Source organism: Mycobacterium stomatepiae, assembly GCF_010731715.1.
Lineage (GTDB): Bacteria > Actinomycetota > Actinomycetes > Mycobacteriales > Mycobacteriaceae > Mycobacterium > Mycobacterium stomatepiae.
On sequence record NZ_AP022587.1, the window covers coordinates 3,822,841 to 3,840,545 of the forward strand.

The 17,705-nt window shown below is 66.3% G+C and carries 16 protein-coding genes and 2 pseudogenes; 7 read left to right on the forward strand and 11 right to left on the reverse strand.

Translation table 11 applies throughout. From position 1 onward, the window contains the following. Positions 1 to 201 precede the first annotated feature (201 nt). On the forward strand, positions 202 to 1,017 hold the full coding sequence (locus G6N54_RS18020; RefSeq protein WP_163794810.1) for a polysaccharide deacetylase family protein: 816 nt from the start codon (positions 202 to 204) through the stop codon (positions 1,015 to 1,017). 11 nt (positions 1,018 to 1,028) lie between these two features. Further along, positions 1,029 to 1,802 (forward strand): HD domain-containing protein, encoded by a 774-nt coding sequence (locus tag G6N54_RS18025; RefSeq protein WP_163791280.1) that lies wholly within the window; start codon positions 1,029 to 1,031, stop codon positions 1,800 to 1,802. 85 nt (positions 1,803 to 1,887) lie between these two features. Here G6N54_RS18025 and G6N54_RS18030 read toward each other — a convergent pair whose 3' ends face one another. Both G6N54_RS18030 and G6N54_RS18035 read right to left on the reverse strand, forming a co-directional pair. Next, a complete protein-coding gene (locus tag G6N54_RS18030) occupies positions 1,888 to 2,400 on the reverse strand; it encodes a hypothetical protein (protein WP_163791281.1) in 513 nt (170 codons plus the stop codon). Between the two features lie 48 nt (positions 2,401 to 2,448). Then, positions 2,449 to 2,913: a MarR family winged helix-turn-helix transcriptional regulator gene (locus G6N54_RS18035; protein ID WP_163791282.1), complete on the reverse strand. Its 465-nt coding sequence runs from the start codon at positions 2,911 to 2,913 to the stop codon at positions 2,449 to 2,451. A gap of 76 nt (positions 2,914 to 2,989) precedes the next feature. Here G6N54_RS18035 and G6N54_RS18040 point away from each other — a divergent pair, with 76 nt between their 5' ends. Beyond that, positions 2,990 to 3,934: an extracellular catalytic domain type 1 short-chain-length polyhydroxyalkanoate depolymerase gene (locus G6N54_RS18040; protein ID WP_163791283.1), complete on the forward strand. Its 945-nt coding sequence runs from the start codon at positions 2,990 to 2,992 to the stop codon at positions 3,932 to 3,934. On the opposite strand, the gene G6N54_RS18045 is transcribed toward G6N54_RS18040, so the two are convergent. Next, positions 3,931 to 4,545: a TetR/AcrR family transcriptional regulator gene (locus G6N54_RS18045; protein ID WP_163791284.1), complete on the reverse strand. Its 615-nt coding sequence runs from the start codon at positions 4,543 to 4,545 to the stop codon at positions 3,931 to 3,933. The genes G6N54_RS18040 and G6N54_RS18045 overlap by 4 nt on opposite strands. A gap of 68 nt (positions 4,546 to 4,613) precedes the next feature. Here G6N54_RS18045 and G6N54_RS18050 point away from each other — a divergent pair. From G6N54_RS18050 to fadD1, 3 genes and pseudogenes are all read left to right on the forward strand, one after another. Continuing rightward, positions 4,614 to 5,449, forward strand: a pseudogene (locus G6N54_RS18050) (alpha/beta fold hydrolase). A gap of 58 nt (positions 5,450 to 5,507) precedes the next feature. Beyond that, positions 5,508 to 6,278, forward strand: coding sequence for an SDR family NAD(P)-dependent oxidoreductase (locus G6N54_RS18055; protein WP_163791285.1), 771 nt, complete (start codon positions 5,508 to 5,510; stop codon positions 6,276 to 6,278). 162 nt (positions 6,279 to 6,440) lie between these two features. After that, positions 6,441 to 8,051 (forward strand): fatty-acid--CoA ligase FadD1, encoded by a 1,611-nt coding sequence (gene fadD1 / locus G6N54_RS18060; protein WP_163794811.1) that lies wholly within the window; start codon positions 6,441 to 6,443, stop codon positions 8,049 to 8,051. Here fadD1 and G6N54_RS18065 read toward each other — a convergent pair. The 6 genes and pseudogenes from G6N54_RS18065 to G6N54_RS18090 all read right to left on the reverse strand — a co-directional run bounded on the left by G6N54_RS18065 (position 8,005) and on the right by G6N54_RS18090 (position 14,297). Continuing rightward, positions 8,005 to 8,652 carry a MarR family transcriptional regulator gene (locus G6N54_RS18065; protein ID WP_163791286.1) on the reverse strand — a complete coding sequence of 216 codons (648 nt, stop codon included), beginning with the start codon at positions 8,650 to 8,652 and terminating at the stop codon, positions 8,005 to 8,007. The genes fadD1 and G6N54_RS18065 overlap by 47 nt on opposite strands. Before the next feature lie 6 nt (positions 8,653 to 8,658). After that, positions 8,659 to 9,075, reverse strand: coding sequence for a Zn-ribbon domain-containing OB-fold protein (locus G6N54_RS18070; protein ID WP_163791287.1), 417 nt, complete (start codon positions 9,073 to 9,075; stop codon positions 8,659 to 8,661). Further along, positions 9,072 to 10,244, reverse strand: a complete 1,173-nt coding sequence (locus G6N54_RS18075; protein ID WP_163794812.1) for a thiolase family protein — start codon at positions 10,242 to 10,244, stop codon at positions 9,072 to 9,074. Before G6N54_RS18075 ends, G6N54_RS18070 begins: the two co-directional genes overlap by 4 nt. Positions 10,245 to 10,271: 27 nt before the next feature. Next, a pseudogene (locus G6N54_RS29935) lies at positions 10,272 to 10,598 on the reverse strand (hypothetical protein); the annotation flags it as partial. A gap of 1 nt (position 10,599) precedes the next feature. Continuing rightward, positions 10,600 to 12,939 carry a CaiB/BaiF CoA-transferase family protein gene (locus G6N54_RS18085; protein WP_163794813.1) on the reverse strand — a complete coding sequence of 780 codons (2,340 nt, stop codon included), beginning with the start codon at positions 12,937 to 12,939 and terminating at the stop codon, positions 10,600 to 10,602. Positions 12,940 to 12,941: 2 nt separating this feature from the next. Next, positions 12,942 to 14,297, reverse strand: coding sequence for an amidohydrolase family protein (locus tag G6N54_RS18090; protein ID WP_163791288.1), 1,356 nt, complete (start codon positions 14,295 to 14,297; stop codon positions 12,942 to 12,944). A 244-nt stretch (positions 14,298 to 14,541) separates the two neighbouring features. On the opposite strand from G6N54_RS18090, the gene G6N54_RS18095 reads away from it, so the two are divergent. Next, entirely contained in the window at positions 14,542 to 15,534 is a 993-nt protein-coding gene (locus G6N54_RS18095) for a LacI family DNA-binding transcriptional regulator (RefSeq protein WP_163791289.1), read from the forward strand. On the opposite strand, the gene G6N54_RS18100 is transcribed toward G6N54_RS18095, so the two are convergent. Together G6N54_RS18100 and G6N54_RS18105 are read right to left on the reverse strand one after the other, a co-directional pair. Continuing rightward, a complete protein-coding gene (locus G6N54_RS18100; protein ID WP_163794814.1) occupies positions 15,531 to 16,415 on the reverse strand; it encodes a DUF4436 domain-containing protein in 885 nt (294 codons plus the stop codon). The two genes, G6N54_RS18095 and G6N54_RS18100, sit on opposite strands and share 4 nt — an antisense overlap. Before the next feature lie 359 nt (positions 16,416 to 16,774). Next, positions 16,775 to 17,368 (reverse strand): TetR family transcriptional regulator, encoded by a 594-nt coding sequence (locus G6N54_RS18105; protein WP_163791290.1) that lies wholly within the window; start codon positions 17,366 to 17,368, stop codon positions 16,775 to 16,777. Between the last annotated feature and the right edge of the window lie 337 nt (positions 17,369 to 17,705).

The window sequence follows — 17,705 nt, forward strand, 5'->3', positions numbered from 1 at the left end:
CAGGTCTACGCCTTTTTCGTCGGGAATTCACAGCTGACCCTCCCGTAACGAAACCGACATATTAGGGCTGGCAGTGGTACGGTTCGCTGCTGTGGCCGCGAAGTTTGACAAGGTAGGCAACCCGTACGCGGGACCGCCTGTCAGCAACCGCACCGCAAACCAGTTGCCTGGCCGCTCGATCGAGGCCGTGCCATGGAAGAGATGAAGCGCCGTCGATTCCTCGGCTCGCTGGCCGCGGCCACGGTCGCGGCCGTGGGCGCTGGACGCCTGATTGTCGACCCGCAACCGCGAACCTTTGCTCAGGTGCCCCTCGACGCGGCCCCGACATCCGGCCCCGTCGCGCCGTCGCCGGTCGGTTTGTTGCCGCCCCCGCCACTGAGTGCTCGGATCTCGCTACCGGGTGGCGGGGCACTGATGACGATTCCCGGAGACGGCGACCTGCTCGCGCTGACCCTCGATGACGGGGTGAACAGCGACGTGGTGCGGGCCTACACGCAGCTCGCCAAGGACACCGGCGCGCGGATGACGTTTTTCGTCAACGGGATCTACAACTCCTGGACCGACAACCTGGACCTGTTGCGACCGCTGGTGGAGTCCGGGCAGATCCAGCTCGGCAACCACACCTGGTCGCACCCGGACCTGACGAGTGTGCCGCAGAGCAGGGTCGAAGAGGAGCTCAAGCGCAACGACGAGTTCCTGAAGAAGACATACGGTGTCGGCGCCAAACCGTACTACCGCCCGCCCTACGGAAAGCACAACGGTGCCGTCGACTCGGTGGCGAACGAACTCGGCTACACCGTCCCGACCCTGTGGTCCGGGTCGTTATCGGACTCGACCTTGATCACCGAGGAATACATCCTCAAGATGATCGACGAGTACTTCACTCCGCAGAACATCGTGATCGGCCACCTCAACCACCTGCCCGTCACGCACGTCTATCCGCAACTCATCGACACCATCCGTGACCGCAACCTGCGTACCGTCACGCTCAACGACGTGTTCTTGAGAACGCCTTAGCGGCAACACCATTGGCCGCGAATACGCCTGATCCACAGCGGCTCGGCGGGCTCGGTTGGGCACGTCGCACCGGCGGGCGGCTCTCCCGCACCGAGCGGCGGCGGCTGCTCCTCGCAACGGCGGTGGGGCAATGGACGAACGCAGTGGGACGGGTCAAGCTCGCGGTGGGCCGGATCCCGGCGGCGGCCGAGCGCGTCGACCTGGACACGTTGCGGGTGCCGGATTCGAGGTTCGCGCGCGAGGCCGAGGAGGCGTGTGCGGAATTGCCGCCGGCCCTGCTGGGGCACTCCTACCGCACCTGGCTCTTCGGGCATGCCCTGGCGGCCGTCGACGGGTGCGAGCTGGATGAGGAACTGTTCTACTGCGGGGCGCTGCTCCACGACTACGGCATCGTAAAACCTACGCCCGAGCGCGATTTCACGCTCGGCAGTGCCGAGCGTATGCTCGCTTGCGCGCAGGTGGCAGGCGTGGATGACCAACGAGCGGACCTGCTGGCCGACGGCATCTGCGTACATACGACACCGGGAATCACGGTCGACGCCGACGGCGCGACGGGCTGCTATCTGCAATGGGGAGCGATGGTCGACGGCGCCGGACTGCGCGTCTGGGACATCGCTCCGCGCAACGTCACCGAGGTGCTGCGGCGTTATCCGCGAGGCGATTTCAAGCGCGAATTGGTCAACATGATCCGCGCGGAGGCCGCGGCGGTACCGGCGGGACGGTTCGGACTGCTCGTCCGCTGTGGAATGCCGCTGGCCGTGCGACTCGCGCCGTTCGACTCCTGACGTCAGTCGCTACGTGCCGCGAGCTCGGCATCGGCTTTGATCGTGGTGAGCGTGGCGCGCATGATGTGAGCCACGAAGGGTCGGATCACCCGCCAGTACCGCAGGAACCGGCGGCGTGACTCCAATCGGTTGTCGCGGTTCGGCATTGATAGCTGAGCAGCGTGTGGCTTTCGCCGTAGGGCGCGACCGAGAAGTTGGCGGCGATCTTTCCCCAACCCGGTTCGGCGAAGGCAGCGAAATCCGCAGACGCGACATCGCGCCATTCGATCACCGGCTGCCAAATCTTCCCCACGGCGCCGAAAGCGATTTCCTGATTCGGTCGCTCGCCGAGCAGCAGCCAGCCCGGCAGGCCGACACCGTCGGCGACAACCAGCCGGGGCGGTGGCGGGGCGGCCGCGCCCCGCAATCGCGCCGGCAAGCCGCGAAGCCACATTGACGCCAGCAGCAGCGGTGTGCGCACCGAAAGGAAGTCCAGGGACCTGGCGGCCCGAAACGTGACCTGCGGGTCCGCAGCCACCACCGCATGCTCGACGAGCATCGCATCGAACATCGGAACGGACGCCTCGATGACCATGCGTTCGGCGCCAACCGTTGTCATGCCGCAATTCTCGATGCCGGCCTCACCCAGAGCTAGGGTCACTAGTCCTTAGCTCGACGGGCCATCGTCACCGGATTCCGCCGATAGCAGCAACACCAACGTCTCGCGAAATTCTCCCAGCCGCTGCTCCCCCAGCAACTGCTGCCATCGCTTCTCCAATTCGATTGCGTTGGAACGCATTACCCACAGGGCCTGCCGACCGCGTGAGGTCAGCTCGATGATGCGGGCGCGGGCGTCGACAGGGTCGGGCACGCGGGTCACGTATCCGTGCCGCTCCAGGGCGGCCGCGGCCTGGGCCACCGCCTGCCGGCTCACCCTGAGCCGATCGGCCAGCGCCGACGCGTGCAGTCCGCCGACCGCCAGTGGTACCAATGCGACCGCTTGCGCGGGCCGGATCCCGTCCAGCCCCGCCGCGGCGAACGCCGCCCTCAACCGCGGTGCACCCGATGCGGCAACCAGATTCACCAGCGCCGGAACGGTGGGCTTCCACTCGCCATCTGCAACACGTCGCATGAGCACAGAGTGTGCCATCCGCGTCCAGATTGACAAGTTACTTGTCAAATTGCGCCGTGAGTGCCACGATGGCGTCATGCGATCCGGTTACCTCCGCGTGCTCAGCGCGTGCGTTCTCGCAACTCTGGTCGTTGTGCTCGGCGGATGCGTGGGCGGCGGACATGCCCTGGGAACACCCGGTTCTCAACCGATCCCGGTCGGGCAATCCAGCCAGAGCATCGAGTCGGGCGGGGTCGCGAGGACCTTCCATCTGTACCGGCCGCAAGGTCTGAACGATGCCGTCCCGCTGGTGGTGATGCTGCACGGCGGCTTCGGCAACGGCGCCCAGGCCGAGCGGTCCTACCACTGGGACGAGGCGGCCGACGGTGGCCGTTTCCTGGTGGCCTACCCCGACGGCCTCAACCGCGCCTGGAATGCCGGCACGTGCTGCGGTCAACCGCAGCGCGACAACGTCGACGACGTCGGATTCCTCAACGCGATGGTCGCCGCGATCGAACAGGAGATCCCCATCGATCGGGCCCGCGTCTACGTCACCGGCATGTCCAACGGGGCGATGATGGCGCTACGGCTGGGCTGCCAGAGCGATACATTCGCCGCGATCGCTCCGGTCGCGGGAACCCTGCTGACGGACTGCGCAGCGGCACGGCCCGCGTCGGTTCTGCAAATTCACGGCACGGCCGACGAACTGGTCCCTTACCACGGCGGCCCCGGTAAAACGTTCGGCGCCAACGGCATTCCGCGGGTGAACGGCCCCTCGGCGGAAGCGGTCAATGCCACCTGGCGCTCGATCGATGGGTGTGGCGAGCCGACCTCGACGACGGCCGGAGACGTGACGACCCAACTCGCCGGCTGCGCAGATGGGCGCACCGTGGAGTTGATCTCGGTGGCCGGCGCGGGACATCAATGGCCCGGCGGCGAGCCGAGTCCACTTGCGGAACGAGTCGGCCGCATTCCCGCGCCGTCCACCGCGCTCGATGCCACCGGCACGATCTGGCAGTTCTTCACGCAGAGCCACCGCTAACGCGTCGGGTTGTGCAACATCCCGTCGATCAATCGATGCAGCACTTGCCGGGTCTCGCGGCGGGCGCGCTTCGGGTCGTCGGAGGTGGCGATCAACATCGCCGCCTCGTCGAGCGCACCGATCAGCACATGCGCCAACGGTCGCAGCGGTTGCTTGGCCAGCTGGCCGGCCTTGATCGCCTCGGTGAGCATCTGTTCGGTCATCCCCAGGCTGTACCGCTGAGCGACGTCACGGAAACCCGCCCAGCCCAGCACGCTCGGCGCGTCCAGCAGGATCAGCTGTCGCACCTCGGGATCACCGGAAACCTCGAGCCAGGCATCGACGGCGGCGCGCAGCAAGTCGGCCGGTGTGGCTGCTCCAGACGTCGAAACGATGGTCGCCATCCGGGCCATCACGTCCTGTTCCACCACCTCGACGACCTCTGCGAATAGTGCTGCCTTGTCGGCGAATTGGTGATACATCGCCCCTCGGGTGACCCCGGCGGTCGCGGCGATCTCCGGCGTGCCCACCTCCGCGTAGCCGCGTTCGCCCCACAGCCGACGCGCAGCCGAGATCAGCGCGTCGCGGGTCGCCGCGGAGCGCTCCTCCTGAGTTCGTCTCTTGCTTTCCATACAACCTGTTGGTAACTTACGAACAGACGGCCTGTTTGTAAATGCGTATCTTTGAGTAGGGGTCATCCATGTCGACGATCGACATTAGTGCCGGGACCATCCATTACGAAGCAACCGGACCCGAAAACGGCAGGCCGGTTGTATTCGTACACGGCTACATGATGGGCCGAGAACTCTGGCGCCGCGTCGGCGAAAAGCTCGGCGCCTGTGGGCTGCGATGCATCGCCCCCACCTGGCCGCTCGGCGCGCATCCGGAGCCGCTGCGCCCCGGGGCCGATCGGACCATCCAGGGCGTGGCCCGTATCGTCGCCGACGTGCTGGCCGCCCTCGACCTCGAGGACGTGGTGCTGGTCGGCAACGACACCGGCGGAGTGGTCACGCAACTCGTCGCGGTGCATTACCCGGAGCGGCTCGGGGCGCTGGTGCTGACGAGTTGCGACGCGTTCGAACACTTTCCGCCACCTATTCTCAAGCCGGTGATCCTGGCAGCCAAGTCGAAGGCGACGTTCAAGGCGGTGGCCCAGGCCATGCGGGTGCCGGCGGCACGCAAGCGCGCGTTCGACGGTCTGGCGCACCGCAACATCGACGATCTCACCGCGATCTGGGTGCGCCCGGGGCTATCCGATCCGGCCATCGTCGAAGACCTGCGCCGGTGGTCACTTCGCTGTCGATGCGCACCGAAGTGACCACCGGCGTCGCAGCCCGGTTGCCCGAATTCGACAAGCCCACGCTGATCGCCTGGTCGGGCGACGACACCTTCTTCGAACTCGCGGACGGTGAAAAACTGGCCGCCACCATCCCGAACGCCCGCCTCGAGGTCATCGACGGTGCGCGGACATTCTCGATGGTGGACCAACCGGATCGGCTCGCCGACCTGCTGTCGACGATCGCGGTGCGCGCCTGACGCACGGCCGCATAAGGCGGTGTCGGAGCCGCGGCGCTGGCCGTATAGCGTTTCGGCCATGTCAGAGTCGACACAGGTACTCAAGGGCCGCCGAATTCTGGTGACCGGCGGAGCCACCGGCATCGGCGCGGCCGCCGTCGAGGTTCTCACCGCGGCGGGGGCTGACGTCGCGGCCACCTACCATCGGACGCCACCTTCGGACGGTCTCACGGCCAGCTGGCTGCAATGCGATGTGCGCGGCGCCGATGCCGTCGCGGCGATGGTCCAACAGACCGCCGCGCAGCTCGGCGGACTCGATGTCCTGGTCAACGCCGCGGGGCTCTGGCAAGCCGGGATACCGGGTTATGTCGGGGCCGACGACATTTCGTTCCTGCTGGACACGAACGTGAAGGCGACCATCCTGACCAACCAGGCGGTGTATGCCGTCATGAAAGATCAGGATCCCAAGGGCGGCAGGATCATCAACTTCGGATCGTCGGAAGCGATTATGGGCAGCCCGATTTCGGCCGTCTATGCCGCGACCAAGGGAGCGGTGCAGGCGTGGACGCGATCGGCCGCCAAGGCATGGGCGCCGGACAACATCACCGTCAACGCGCTGGCACCCGCGGTACAGACACCGGCTGCCGATCGGCTGCGAGATTTCCTCGGGCCGGACGCCGCCGCGCTGATCGACCAGCAGATGCAGATGATGATACCGCTCGGTGGCACCCTGGGAGACCCGGCGCGCGATGTCGGCCCGATGCTGGTTTTCCTGGCCGGCCCGGGGTCGGGCTTCATCACCGGACAGCTGCTGGCCGTGGACGGCGGCCTAATGATGGTCGGCGGGTAGGACGCAGCGGCGTCTTCGCCGAGATCGACGTCAGCGCGCGCCCTTCTCGAGCCTTCCGGCGCTGGTGCCGATCTCGATGGCCAGCGCACATCACGGCCCGCTAAGATAAGACGGACCGTCTCGTCTCGTGCGAGGGAAGGAAATCTCGTGGCTGACGACACCATGCAGGCGTTCCTGCGACGGCGCCTGTCGGATCCCAACATCGCCGTGAAACACCGTGACTTGCAATGGAGTTGGAGTGAGCACCTGGAGCAGGCCACCACGCGGGCCGCGGCCCTGATCGGTGCCGCCGATCCGCAACGACCGCTGCACGTCGGCGCCCTGCTCGGCAACACCCCCGAGATGCTCAACCAGATGGCGGCAGCAGGGCTGGGCGGCTACGTGCTCTGCGGCCTGAACAACACCCGGCGCGCCGACGCGCTGGCCGCCGACATCCGGCGCGCCGATTGCCAGTTCGTGGTGACCGACGCCGAACACCGGCCGCTATTGGACGGGCTGGCCCTCGAGGACACCCAGATCTTCGACATCTCGACTCCGCAGTGGGCCGAATTCGTCGGTGCTGCGGGCGAACTGGTTCCGCATCGGGAAGTCGATGCGACCGACGCGTTCATGATGATCTTCACCTCGGGTACCAGCGGAAACCCCAAGGCGGTTCAGGTCTCTCACCTGATGGCGATGGTCGCCGGCACCAACCTGGTCCAGCGTTTCGCCCTCACCGAAAAAGACACCTGCTACGTGTCCATGCCGCTGTTTCATTCCAATGCCGTGGTCGCCGGGTGGGCGCCCGCGGTGTGCTCCGGCGCCGCGATCGTGCCGGCGAAGTTCTCGGCGACCAACTTCCTCGACGAGGTCCGCCGCCACGGCGCGACCTACATGAACTATGTCGGCAAGCCGCTCGCCTACATCCTGGCCACCCCCGCACGCGACGACGACGCGGATAACCCGCTGCGGGTGGCGTTCGGTAATGAGGCCAACGACAAGGACATCGGAGAATTCGGGCGCCGGTTCGGCGTCCGGGTCGAGGACGGCTTCGGCTCGACGGAGAACGCGGTCATCGTGATCCGGGAAGAAGGCACCCCGAAGGGCTCGATCGGCAAAGGCATCGATGGGATCGCGATCTACCACAGCGACACCATCACCGAGTGTGCCGTGGCCCGCTTCGATGCCAGCGGCGCACTTGCCAACGCCGACGAGGCGGTGGGTGAGCTGGTCAACACCGCGGGATCGGGCTTCTTCACCGGCTATTACAACGATCCCGCCGCCAACGCCGAACGCATGCGCCACGGCATGTACTGGTCTGGGGACCTCGCCTACCGCGACGCCGACGGCTGGATCTACCTGGCCGGCCGCACCGCGGATTGGATGCGGGTGGACGGCGAAAACATGGCAGCCGCGCCGATCGAACGAATCCTACTGCGCCACAACGCGATCAATCGTGTCGCAGTGTACGCCGTGCCGGACGGCCATGTCGGCGATCAGGTGATGGCCGCACTGGTGCTGAACGAGGGCCAGACCCTAGAGCCCGACGAATTCGAAAAGTTTCTGGGTGAACAGTCCGACCTGTCCCCCAAGGCTCGGCCACGCTACGTGCGTATCGCCACCGAACTGCCCAGCACCGCCACCCACAAGGTCCTCAAGCGTGAGTTGATCGCCCAGGCAACGTCCATCGGCGAGGGTGAAATCCTGTGGGTGCGTGAACCTCGCGGTACCGCTTACACGGATGCGGCTAGTTCCGTGGTGCCCGACGGCGGATCTGCCCCTTCGCCCGTGTGACCCGCTTGACGGGGTCTCTGGTTGTGCCGCTGGCGATCTCGTCGCGCAGTTGCGCGATGTTGGAGATCTCCGCGTACAGCCCGCGGATCGCGTAGTCCAGCACGGCGAACGAGGACCGCTGGTCCGGATCGTCGGAGATGCCGAGGTCGCGGGACCGCTGCCGCGACCACAGCGCCTCGTCGAGCCGGGCCCGGATGGCGTCGAGATGCCGATCCAGGGTGTCGACGATCCGTTCGGGATCCTCGCCCCGCGAAAGCCAGGTTCGCAGAATGACGGGGTGTTTGATAACGACCTGATCGTCGCCCGGAAAGTGGTGGACCCAGCGGCGAAGCGCGTCGAGCCCAGCATCGGTGGTCTCGTACAACGTGATCGCCCGCTTTCCGGATTGGGCGGCGATTTCCCTGACCATCCCCCACTGCAGCAGCCGGGTCAGTTCGCGGCGCACGTGACTGACCGACGGCGACCAGTAGAAGTGGCCCACGGTCAGCTCGGCGCGCGACTTGATCTCGCCGGCGGTCAGTTGTTCGTCGTTGGCCGCCAGCACACCCAGCACCAGGTAGGCCGTCACCGGTAGGCCGTTGGTGCTGCGCCGGGGACTCATGACCGGCTACTTCGCACCGGTGAAATATGGCAGCGTGACGTCCGGGCCGATATCGCGGAACTGCACCTGCACCCGCATCCCGATCGCCAGTTCCTCGGGTGCCACCCCGACGATGTTGGTGAGCATCTGATAGCCCTCGTCCAGGGTGATGATCGCGGGCGCGTAGGGCGGTTCGAACTCCGGGGTGACGGGACGGTAAACCACTGTCCAGCTGTAGATTTCGCCGACCCCGGCGCTTTTCGCCCACTGCAGCTCGGTCGAGAGGCATTGGCGGCAGTGCTCGGTCGGCGGGAAGTTTGCCTGCCCGCATGCCTCACAGCGCTGATAGCGCAGCTCCCGCGATTGACACCCCTGCCAGAACGGCACGCTGAGGGGAGCGCTCGCGTGCGGCAGCGGACCGGTCTGCGGTTGCAACGCGGTCACCGCGGCTCGTCTCCGACGATCAGTACCGTGGTGAACAACGCGCCCGCTCCCCCGTTGCTGCAGAGCGCGATATGCGCGTCGGGTACCTGCAGCGCTCCCGCCTCGCCACGCAATTGTTGCACGGCGCGGATAGCGCGTTGCATCATTTGCGGATTGGCCCCGGCGCGGCTGAACGACATGGTTCCTCCATCGGTGGTGATCGGATGACTGCCGCCAATAGCGATGTGGCCGTCGGCGACGAACGGTCCGCCCTCGCCCTCGCCGCAGAAACCGAAAGCCTCGAGCTGACGGATGATCTCGAATGAGAACGGGTCGTAGAGTTCCAGCACATCGACGTCGTCGGGCCGGATTCCGGCGTGGCGGAACGCACCTCGAGCGGCGCGCGCACCAACCTGACCGTTGACAAAGTCTCCGCGGCGCCCAGCGAGATCCCAGGCAGGCGGGTGCTGATACGACGGGCCGTGAAAGTCCGCGCCGCTGCCCAGCACATAGATCGGCCGGCTGGCCGCCACCCCCTTGTCCAAGACTTTGTCGAGGTTCGCCACCACCAGTGCGCAGCCCCCTTCGGAGGTGGTGGCGCAGTCGAGCAGGTGAAACGGGTCGGCGATCGGCCGGGACGCGGTGGTGTCGTCCGGGGTGAACGGACCGCGCTGGTAGTAAACGGCTTCGGGGTTCTGCGATCCGTTGTTGCGGATGGTCGACGCGACGATGGACAGCTGTTCGCGCGTGGTGCCGTAAACATGCATGTGCCGCCGGGCGATCAGCGCGAACTCGGCGGTAGTGAACATTCCCCACGGCGCCACGAATTCGTTCTCGGGCCTGGTCCACGGCGCCGTCGCCTCGTGGTCGCGGTATTCGCCGGCCTGGGCGGCGACCAGGACCACGACGTCGGCCATGCCGTGCTCGATCGCCGTCACCGCCTCGGTGATCAAGCCGACGCCGAAGGCCAGGCCCTGCCAGGCCGGGCCGATCCGCAGGTCGTAGATCAACGAGGTCGAGTGTGGGCTCGCACTGATGCCGTCGACGTCGTCGAGACTCAGCCCGGCATCGTCGAGTGCACCCTGTATCGCCTTGATCGCCAGCCCGCGCGACGTTTCGCCGTCCAGGCGCCGTCCCTGCCGGGTGTTGTGCACCCCGACGATCGCCGCGGTGCGCTTCGTCGCGCTCACCCTTGCTCCATCCGTTGCGGTTCTCCAGTTTTCATCCGCCACTACCCCGAGATAGGTTCCCAGGACGTCGTATCGGCGCCCGTCGCGCAGCACCGTGCCGATCGCTCGGGTGCGCGCGTCGGAGGGCGGCGTTCCGGCAACGACCACGTCGATGCGCACGTCGACCGGCCGCGCGGTCTGCGGGTCGGTGATCTCGACGACCATTGCCACCGCCCGCTCGTATTCGTCCCACTCGACGCTGGTGATCCGGTGCCGCGCGGTCAGTTCCATCACGATCGAGTCCTGGCGCACCAGAAAGCGCACCGGCGCGCAGAGCTCTCCGGCCCGCGGCGGCACGCACAGCGTGACGGCCATGTCACAGCCCCGCCGGCCGGGCGCTCGTCGCGCCCGCCGCGCGCAATTCCGCTAGCTCTTCTTCGCTGCGACCCAGAACGCCGGTCAGCACCTCGCTGGTGTGCTGCCCGTACAACGGCGATCCGTGCCGGATCCACCGCCTGGGCTTCCCGACGAAGGCGAAGGGCATACCGACGCAGCGGAATGAGCCGGCGACGGGATGATCGACAGTTTCCCAGAAACCTCGGGCGAGCAGTTGCGGGTCGCTCAGCAACGCGGCCGCCTCCGTGACCCGTGCCGCGGGCACCCGCGCGGCACGCAGCGCGGCGACCGCGTCGCCCACCGTGCGTCGCCCGGTCCAGTCCGTGAGCAGCTTGTCGATCTCGTCGGCACGCTCCCGCCACCTGGCCTCCTCGGTTTCGAGTTCGGGTTTGTCGAGGAGGGTGGCCAGCGCGGCGCGCGCGGCGTCGGTCGTCGCGGCGAGGGCGACCCATTCGTCGTCGCCCTGGCAGCGATACACGCCCTGCGGAATCGCGCCGGGGCCCCGATTTCCCGCTCGGCGCATCTCAATTCCATTGCGCGAGTGCTCGAGCACCATTTCGGCGGCGACATTGAGCGCCGACTCCACCATCGTGGACTCGACATGCATGCCGGCCCCGTTCCGGTCGCGGATCACCAGCGCGGCTATGGCCGCGAAGGCGGAGTGCAAGCCCGCGATCGGATCGCACACACCACGCGGAATCACCGGCGGCCCGTCGGCGTGCCCGGTCATCCACGCCATGCCCGTCGCCTGTTCCATCGTCTGGGCGAAGCCGACGCGGTCGCGCCACGGGCCGTCGAGGCCGAACGCCGGCATCCGGACCATGATGGCACGCGGATTGGCCGCGTGCACCGAATCCCATTGCAGTCCAAAGTTTTCTATCACTCGCGGGGAGAAGTTCTCGATGACCAGATCACTCGCTGCGATGAGCTCCAGCGCCAGCGCCCGGCCGGCATCGGTGCTCAGTTCGACGCTGATGCCGCGCTTGTTGTTGTTGCTGCACAGGAAGACGGGGCCCCACTCCCACCACTGATCCCAGTCCGGTGGGCGGCCTGCTGAGAACCGCATGCCGTCGGGGCGGCGCACGCCCTCGAGCTTGATCACGTCGGCGCCCAGCGTGCCCAGGAATTGACTGGCGACCGGCCCTGCCCAAAACGCCGTGAAATCAGTGATTCGGATGTCGGACAACGGAAGTGATTCTGGGTCGGCGAGTTTCGGCTGGACAGGCCGCGGCGACCAGTGCACCCGGCCGTTGTCGGCGCCCAGCCGTGGCGGCAGTCCCGGCGGGCGCGTCGTGATGGCGTCGCTGCGATACGGCACCCGTGGCTGCAGCACCCCGATCTCGGATTCGACGAACACACCCCGCTCGACGAAATGGTCGACCGTCGGCAGGGTGGCGGGGGCACCGATGGGTGCCACCGGGATGCGGAACGCCACCGCGAGATCGACGATCTCCTGTGTGGTCCGGGCCTGGGTCCACTGGGTCACCATGTCGAGGAACTCGTCGCGGCGCTCGACTCGACCGACGAACGACGCCAGCTCGGCGTCGTCGACCAACTCCGCGCGATCGATCATGATCAAAAAGTCCTGGAACTGTTGCGCGGTGATCGTGCAGAAGCCGACATTGCCGTCGGCCGTCGGGACGATCGACGGCAGCTCCAGACTGCGTTGGTGTATCAGGGAATCCGCGCCCAGGACGCTGGCCGACATGGCGGACAGCCCGCCCATCGCGATCGCCATCGCCTCGTACGTCGAGACGTCGATGACTGCGCCGCCGCCACCCCGGGCGGCATGCCGGGCCGCGGCCGCCGCGGCCGGGGCGGCGAATGAGGCCGCCAACCACTCCCCGAGCCGCCCGCCCGCCTGGACCGGTTCGTCGCCCGGCCAGCCCCGGCCGGAGATCGAGCCGCACAACGCCTGCAGGATGAACTCGTTGGCGACCAGTTGGTCGTCGACGTAGGGCCCCGTCGTGCCGAACGGCGTCACCGAGACCACCACCGCCACGGCGCCGGTCTGCGCCGTGATGTCGTCGAGTTTCCACCCGTCGGTCAGGTCGGTGAGGACCACGTCGGCACCGGCCAATAGCGCGGCAATCTCGGCGTCGTCGTCCCGGACCACTGACTTCTTGCTCGCCGCCAGGTAGCCGAACAGCGCCCCGGGCGGCCCGCCGGCCGACCAGCCTCGCATCGAATCACCTTGCGGAGACTCGATCTTCACGACCTCGGCGCCGGCGTCGGCGAACATCTTGGCACAGTAGGACGCCGCGATCCCGTTGGACAGCTCCAGCACACGCCGATCGGTGAACGGTGCCTGGGCCGCCACGCTCAATTGCCCAGCGTGGTAGCGCGGCCGGCGATGCCGGTCGCCTCGGCCGTCACCGGTATCTGCGCCGATGCCTGTGCCTGCAGCGCGAACTGCGTCATCCGCGTCCACGCGTCACGGTCGTGCTGGCTGGCCTGGCGTCCGACGTGGGTGACCACGTCCACATCCGTCGCCTGCGCGCGTAGCCGGCCGGCCCGGGCATGCTCCTTCGGTATGTACCGGAACGGGTCGAAAGAGTATGCGGCCATGGCATTTTCGTGGGTTATCTTGTCGATGACCGAATCTTGCAGATGCCCCATCGTCTCGATGATGTCCTCGGGCGCGAACGGCCAGTTGCTGTCGGAGTGGGGGAAGTCGGATTCCCAGCACAGCATGTCCTCGTTGAACCAATCCATATTGCGCACACCGACTTTGTCGCTGATGAAGCACGTATAGAAGTGCCGCCGGAACACGTCGCTGGGTCCCTCGTAGCCCGGCGGGAAAGTCGCCAGCGTCCAGCCCGAGTGCCGGTTGTAGACATGCTCGGCCCGCCACAGGAAGTACGGGATCCAGCCGACATCGCCCTCGGTGAGCGAGAACTTCAGCTGCGGGAAGTCGGCCCAGAATTCGGCCCAGATCAGCTCGGTGAAGGTGAACATGCTCATCATCGACGACGCCGTCATCTGCACACTGGGCGGAGCGTCGGTCGACACCTGCGGGGAGCGGGACGCAGAGCCAACGTGCGTGCACGACACCGTCTTGTTCTCGCAAACGGCCTCGAACAGCGGATACCAGTACTTGGTGTGAATGCTAGGCATTTGCAATGCTTCTGGGTTCTCCGAGAATGTCACCGCGTGACATCCCTTGTCCGCCAGGCGCTTGACCTCCTTGGCCGCCTCGTTCACGTCGTAGAGCGGCAGAATGCCGCAGGGGATGAACCGTCCCGGGTAGGCCGCACACCACTCGTCCACGTGCCAGTCGTTGTAGGCCTTGATCATCACCAGGTTGACGTCGCGGTCGGGGCCCTGGTTGAGGAGCTGACCCGAGAAGCCGGTGAAATTAGGGAAGTTCAAACCCGCCAGCTGCCCGCCGGCGTTCATGTCGCGGACCCGCTCGTCCACGTTGAAGCAGCCCGGCCGCATCTCGTCGTAGCGCGAGGCGTCGATGTTGTACATCTCGCGGGGTTTGCCCGCGACGGCGTTCAGGCCCATGTTCCGCCCGCGCACCTCGCCGTAGTACCACTGCTGGACCCCATCGGGCTCCATCACCACCCGCGGCGCGCGATCCTTGTACTTCGCCGGCACGTGCGCGTCGAACATGTCCGCGGGCTCGGCGATGTGATCATCCACGCTGATCAGGATCAGATCGTCTTTGTTCATGTCACACTCCTTGAATATAAGGACTATTAGACAATGATTTCAGTCACAGAGCCAACGTCAGTCGTTGTTGCGGCTGGGGTTAGCCTGGCTATAACAGCAGTATTATGCGGCTGGGTCGGAGACCGCCCACCCATCTGATCCTTTCGGCATCTAGTAACTAATAGTTCGTGTATACCGCACGTGTGCCCGGGCCCGGGATTCGCGGATCGTGACTACGGGTCGCCACCGCATGCCACCATGAATCATGGCTGGACCCGAGTTGAACGCGAGCAAGGTGGTGCGACCCACCAATGCCGATGTGGCCCGTTTGGCCAGCGTGTCGACAGCGACAGTCAGCTATGTGCTGAACAACGCGGCGGGCCGCAGAATCTCGGAGCAAACACGCGAGGCCGTCCACCGCGCCGCCGAGCTGCCGGGCTATCGGCCCAATCCCGCCGCGCGCAACCTTGCCCGAGGAAAGAGTGGCGTGGTTTTGTACGTGGTGCCGCACGTGGCGGTCGGCGAGATGCCGATGATCGCCGGCAGCCGAATGACCACCGAGCTCGCCCGGCTGGGGCTGCTTCAGGTGCAGATCTTCGAGACCGACGATGACCAGCACGTCGTCGATGCGATCGAGAACCTCGACCCGATCGCGGTCACCAGCCTGTTCCCGCTCAGCGCTGCCGCCTCGAACACGGTGCGGGCCGCGGGCATACCGAACATCGAGATCGGGACGCTGCCCGCACTCGGCGATCCGCACCTCTCGATTGGAGAGCTACGAGTCGAACATCTCGTCTCGCGCGGTCACCGGCAGCTCGCATTCGCCTACACCGGAATTCCCAGATGGCGCACCCTGGGCGACTACTGGTTCGAGGGCGTCGCGCGGGCGGCGAAGTCGCGCGATCTGCCACCGCTGGCCGTCGCCGAGGTGACCGTCGACAACGTCGCGGAGGTGGTCAGCGAATGGGTGCGCGACGGCGTGACGGCCGTGTGTGCGCAAAGTGACGAGATCGCCTGCCTCGTCCTGCACGGCATTCATGAAGCGGGGCTGCGGTGCCCGCGCGACCTCGCCGTCATGGGTGTCGACGCCACCCCGATGGGTGTGGTGAGCAGCCCGCCGCTGACCACCGTGCAATTCGTTTCGCGCGCCGTCGCCGATATCGCTCTCGCTGCGTTGCTCGAACGGTTGGGGTACCCGGCCCCGCCATCGAGTGGGCCGAGCGAGATCGCACATCTGATCGTGCGTTCGTCGACCTAACCGTGGGGCGGTAAACCGTTGGCGGACAGAGCCTTTAACTGCGTGTCAGCATCAGGTCCCGGTCGCAGATGCCGCCACCAACACGCGATGTACAGCAGCATCGAGATCACCAGGGCGGCCAGCACCCACAAGACAATTGTCATGTCGATCCAGCTTCCGAACGCCGGCGAGCCGGGGAGGGCATTTCTCAGCGGGACCACCGCGAACAGCATCGCGGCGTACCAGGTCGTCATCGGCGACTGGAACTTTCGTCGATCCCGCAGCGTCTGAACCGCGACGAATACCGCCGCACCCGCTATCGCGACCAGAATGCACAAGAGAACGATCGCGAACGCCATGGTGCTCGCCGCGCGTCGCATGTCCACCTCGTAAACCCCAGGTCTGGCGTTATCGGGTCTGGACGCCTGAAGTTTCCAGCCGGCCAACCGATCGATGATGACGACGTTGGCGCGTTCCGGTTTCTGGGCATCGCCGACACGGAGCTCGACCGTGATCGGTCCGGTGTAGTAGCGATCGAAGGGCCAGCGTTCGACGTCGCGCGACAGGGTCAGCGGAACGGGGACAACGCCGGGGAGCATGCCCTTGGACCAAGTCCGCTTGACCGGCGTCGCGACAGACGTGACTTCGACGGTGAGGTCTTGCTTGAGACCGTCGGTGGCGGGATCGAGCAACGCGGATCCCGGCGAAATCGCAAGGTTGCCCATCAGGACGCTGTAGTTGGATTCGACACTTTCGATGTTCAGCGTCACGGCGGTCGCATTGCCGGTCCGCGGTGTATCGCCGGAGACGCGCCGCGGACCGGCACCGTCGATGTACAGCACCACCGATGTGATCATCACGCTGGCAATGACGGCCAGCAAGACGACGAGTCCGGCCCTCATGTGCAACCTGCCCCCGGAGACCGCGACTTCGGGGGCGGAGAGGTCGTCCGACCAGGCTCGCACTGTTCGCCCCCTGTTCAACGACTTCGGCCCGATGATAATCGGACAGATGCGGGGTGAACCGCGCTGACAGCGCCTTCCAAGCAGTTCGACAGACTAGCTACGACAGAGGTCTGCCTCCTGAGCGCCTGCCAACCGCGTCCGCGCGCAGTTAATCGGCGCTGGCATACCGCCGAATAGGAGCAATTGCAGCATCCGCGACTCGAGGTCGCTGTCGGAGGACGAGACGGTCTCGATTCTCGGCGAAACGGCCCGACAGATTCTGAAATGGCCAGCGCCGCAGGCTAGCTCGTAGTCCGTCAGGCGATCGTAATCGCCGCCAGACCGTGACGTACCCGATCGGGCAGCGATCCTCCCTCGCTGAGCCAGTCGTCCAGGGCGATGCGCACCGCCGCCATCGCCAGCGCGCCGATCAGCCGGTGCTGGGGATCTTGGGGCGCCAGCTCGGGTAACCGGGGCGCGATAAGTTCGGCGATCGCCGCTTCGTAGCGAACGTAGATGTGCAGGTTCCACGCCTCCAGCGTCTCCGAAGACCTTGTCAGCGTGCCCAATTCACGCACCTGGTCCTCGATCTCGGAGAATCCGAGGGCGAGGTCGCCGAAGGCCGCGGCGACAGCCTCGAGGGCGGTGAGGTGGTCCGGCTGGGCGGCCAGTGCACTGGTGATCCGGTTCAGCCAATGGACATTCATCCCCTCGGCGACGGCGTCTTCCTTGGAGTTGAAGTAGCGAAAGAAGGTTGCCCGGCCGATACCGGCCGCATCGGCGATGCGGTCCACGGTGGCCCCGGCCAGCCCGACATCGGCGACCAGCTTTGCCGCGGCCGCCGCGATGCGCTGGCGCGTCGCGGTGCGCTTTTGTTCCGCGAGGGACATCGACGCAGCTGTCGCAGGCATCCACCCACCCTATCCTTGCCAATCGGCCCCGAGCCCAACTCAGCAGCGCGCGGCTGAGCCGACATCCCGGACCGGAACTTTCGCGACGTTGGACGAAAGTCGTTGTGCAACATCGTTATCAAGGCGAACGGAGCTCGCCGTGAATATCCGTCGGGCCTCAATTATCCGTGGCTTCGGCGGTGACGCACCATCGGTGCCTTCCCAGGAGACAGTCCTTCGTCCTATTATGAGACTATGTCTCACGCACCGGCAACGACGCCGATCGATCAGGCGGCCGTCATCGCGGCTTCGTCGTGCTGCGCTGGCTGGACAACCCGACCGCACCCGACGTGAGGGT

Bases quoted from the DNA above. Each gene is read 5' to 3' on its own strand.
- G6N54_RS18090 (WP_163791288.1), bottom strand. From the start codon at position 14,297: ATGAACAAAGACGATCTGATCCTGATCAGCGTGGATGATCACATCGCC.
- G6N54_RS18045 (WP_163791284.1), bottom strand. From the start codon at position 4,545: ATGGAAAGCAAGAGACGAACTCAGGAGGAGCGCTCCGCGGCGACCCGC.
- G6N54_RS18030 (WP_163791281.1), bottom strand. From the start codon at position 2,400: ATGACAACGGTTGGCGCCGAACGCATGGTCATCGAGGCGTCCGTTCCG.
- G6N54_RS18040 (WP_163791283.1), top strand. From the start codon at position 2,990: ATGCGATCCGGTTACCTCCGCGTGCTCAGCGCGTGCGTTCTCGCAACT.
- G6N54_RS18065 (WP_163791286.1), bottom strand. From the start codon at position 8,652: ATGAGTCCCCGGCGCAGCACCAACGGCCTACCGGTGACGGCCTACCTG.
- G6N54_RS18100 (WP_163794814.1), bottom strand. From the start codon at position 16,415: ATGAGGGCCGGACTCGTCGTCTTGCTGGCCGTCATTGCCAGCGTGATG.
- G6N54_RS18035 (WP_163791282.1), bottom strand. From the start codon at position 2,913: ATGCGACGTGTTGCAGATGGCGAGTGGAAGCCCACCGTTCCGGCGCTG.
- G6N54_RS18055 (WP_163791285.1), top strand. From the start codon at position 5,508: ATGTCAGAGTCGACACAGGTACTCAAGGGCCGCCGAATTCTGGTGACC.
- fadD1 (WP_163794811.1), top strand. From the start codon at position 6,441: ATGCAGGCGTTCCTGCGACGGCGCCTGTCGGATCCCAACATCGCCGTG.
- G6N54_RS18095 (WP_163791289.1), top strand. From the start codon at position 14,542: ATGGCTGGACCCGAGTTGAACGCGAGCAAGGTGGTGCGACCCACCAAT.
- G6N54_RS18020 (WP_163794810.1), top strand. From the start codon at position 202: ATGAAGCGCCGTCGATTCCTCGGCTCGCTGGCCGCGGCCACGGTCGCG.
- G6N54_RS18105 (WP_163791290.1), bottom strand. From the start codon at position 17,368: ATGCCTGCGACAGCTGCGTCGATGTCCCTCGCGGAACAAAAGCGCACC.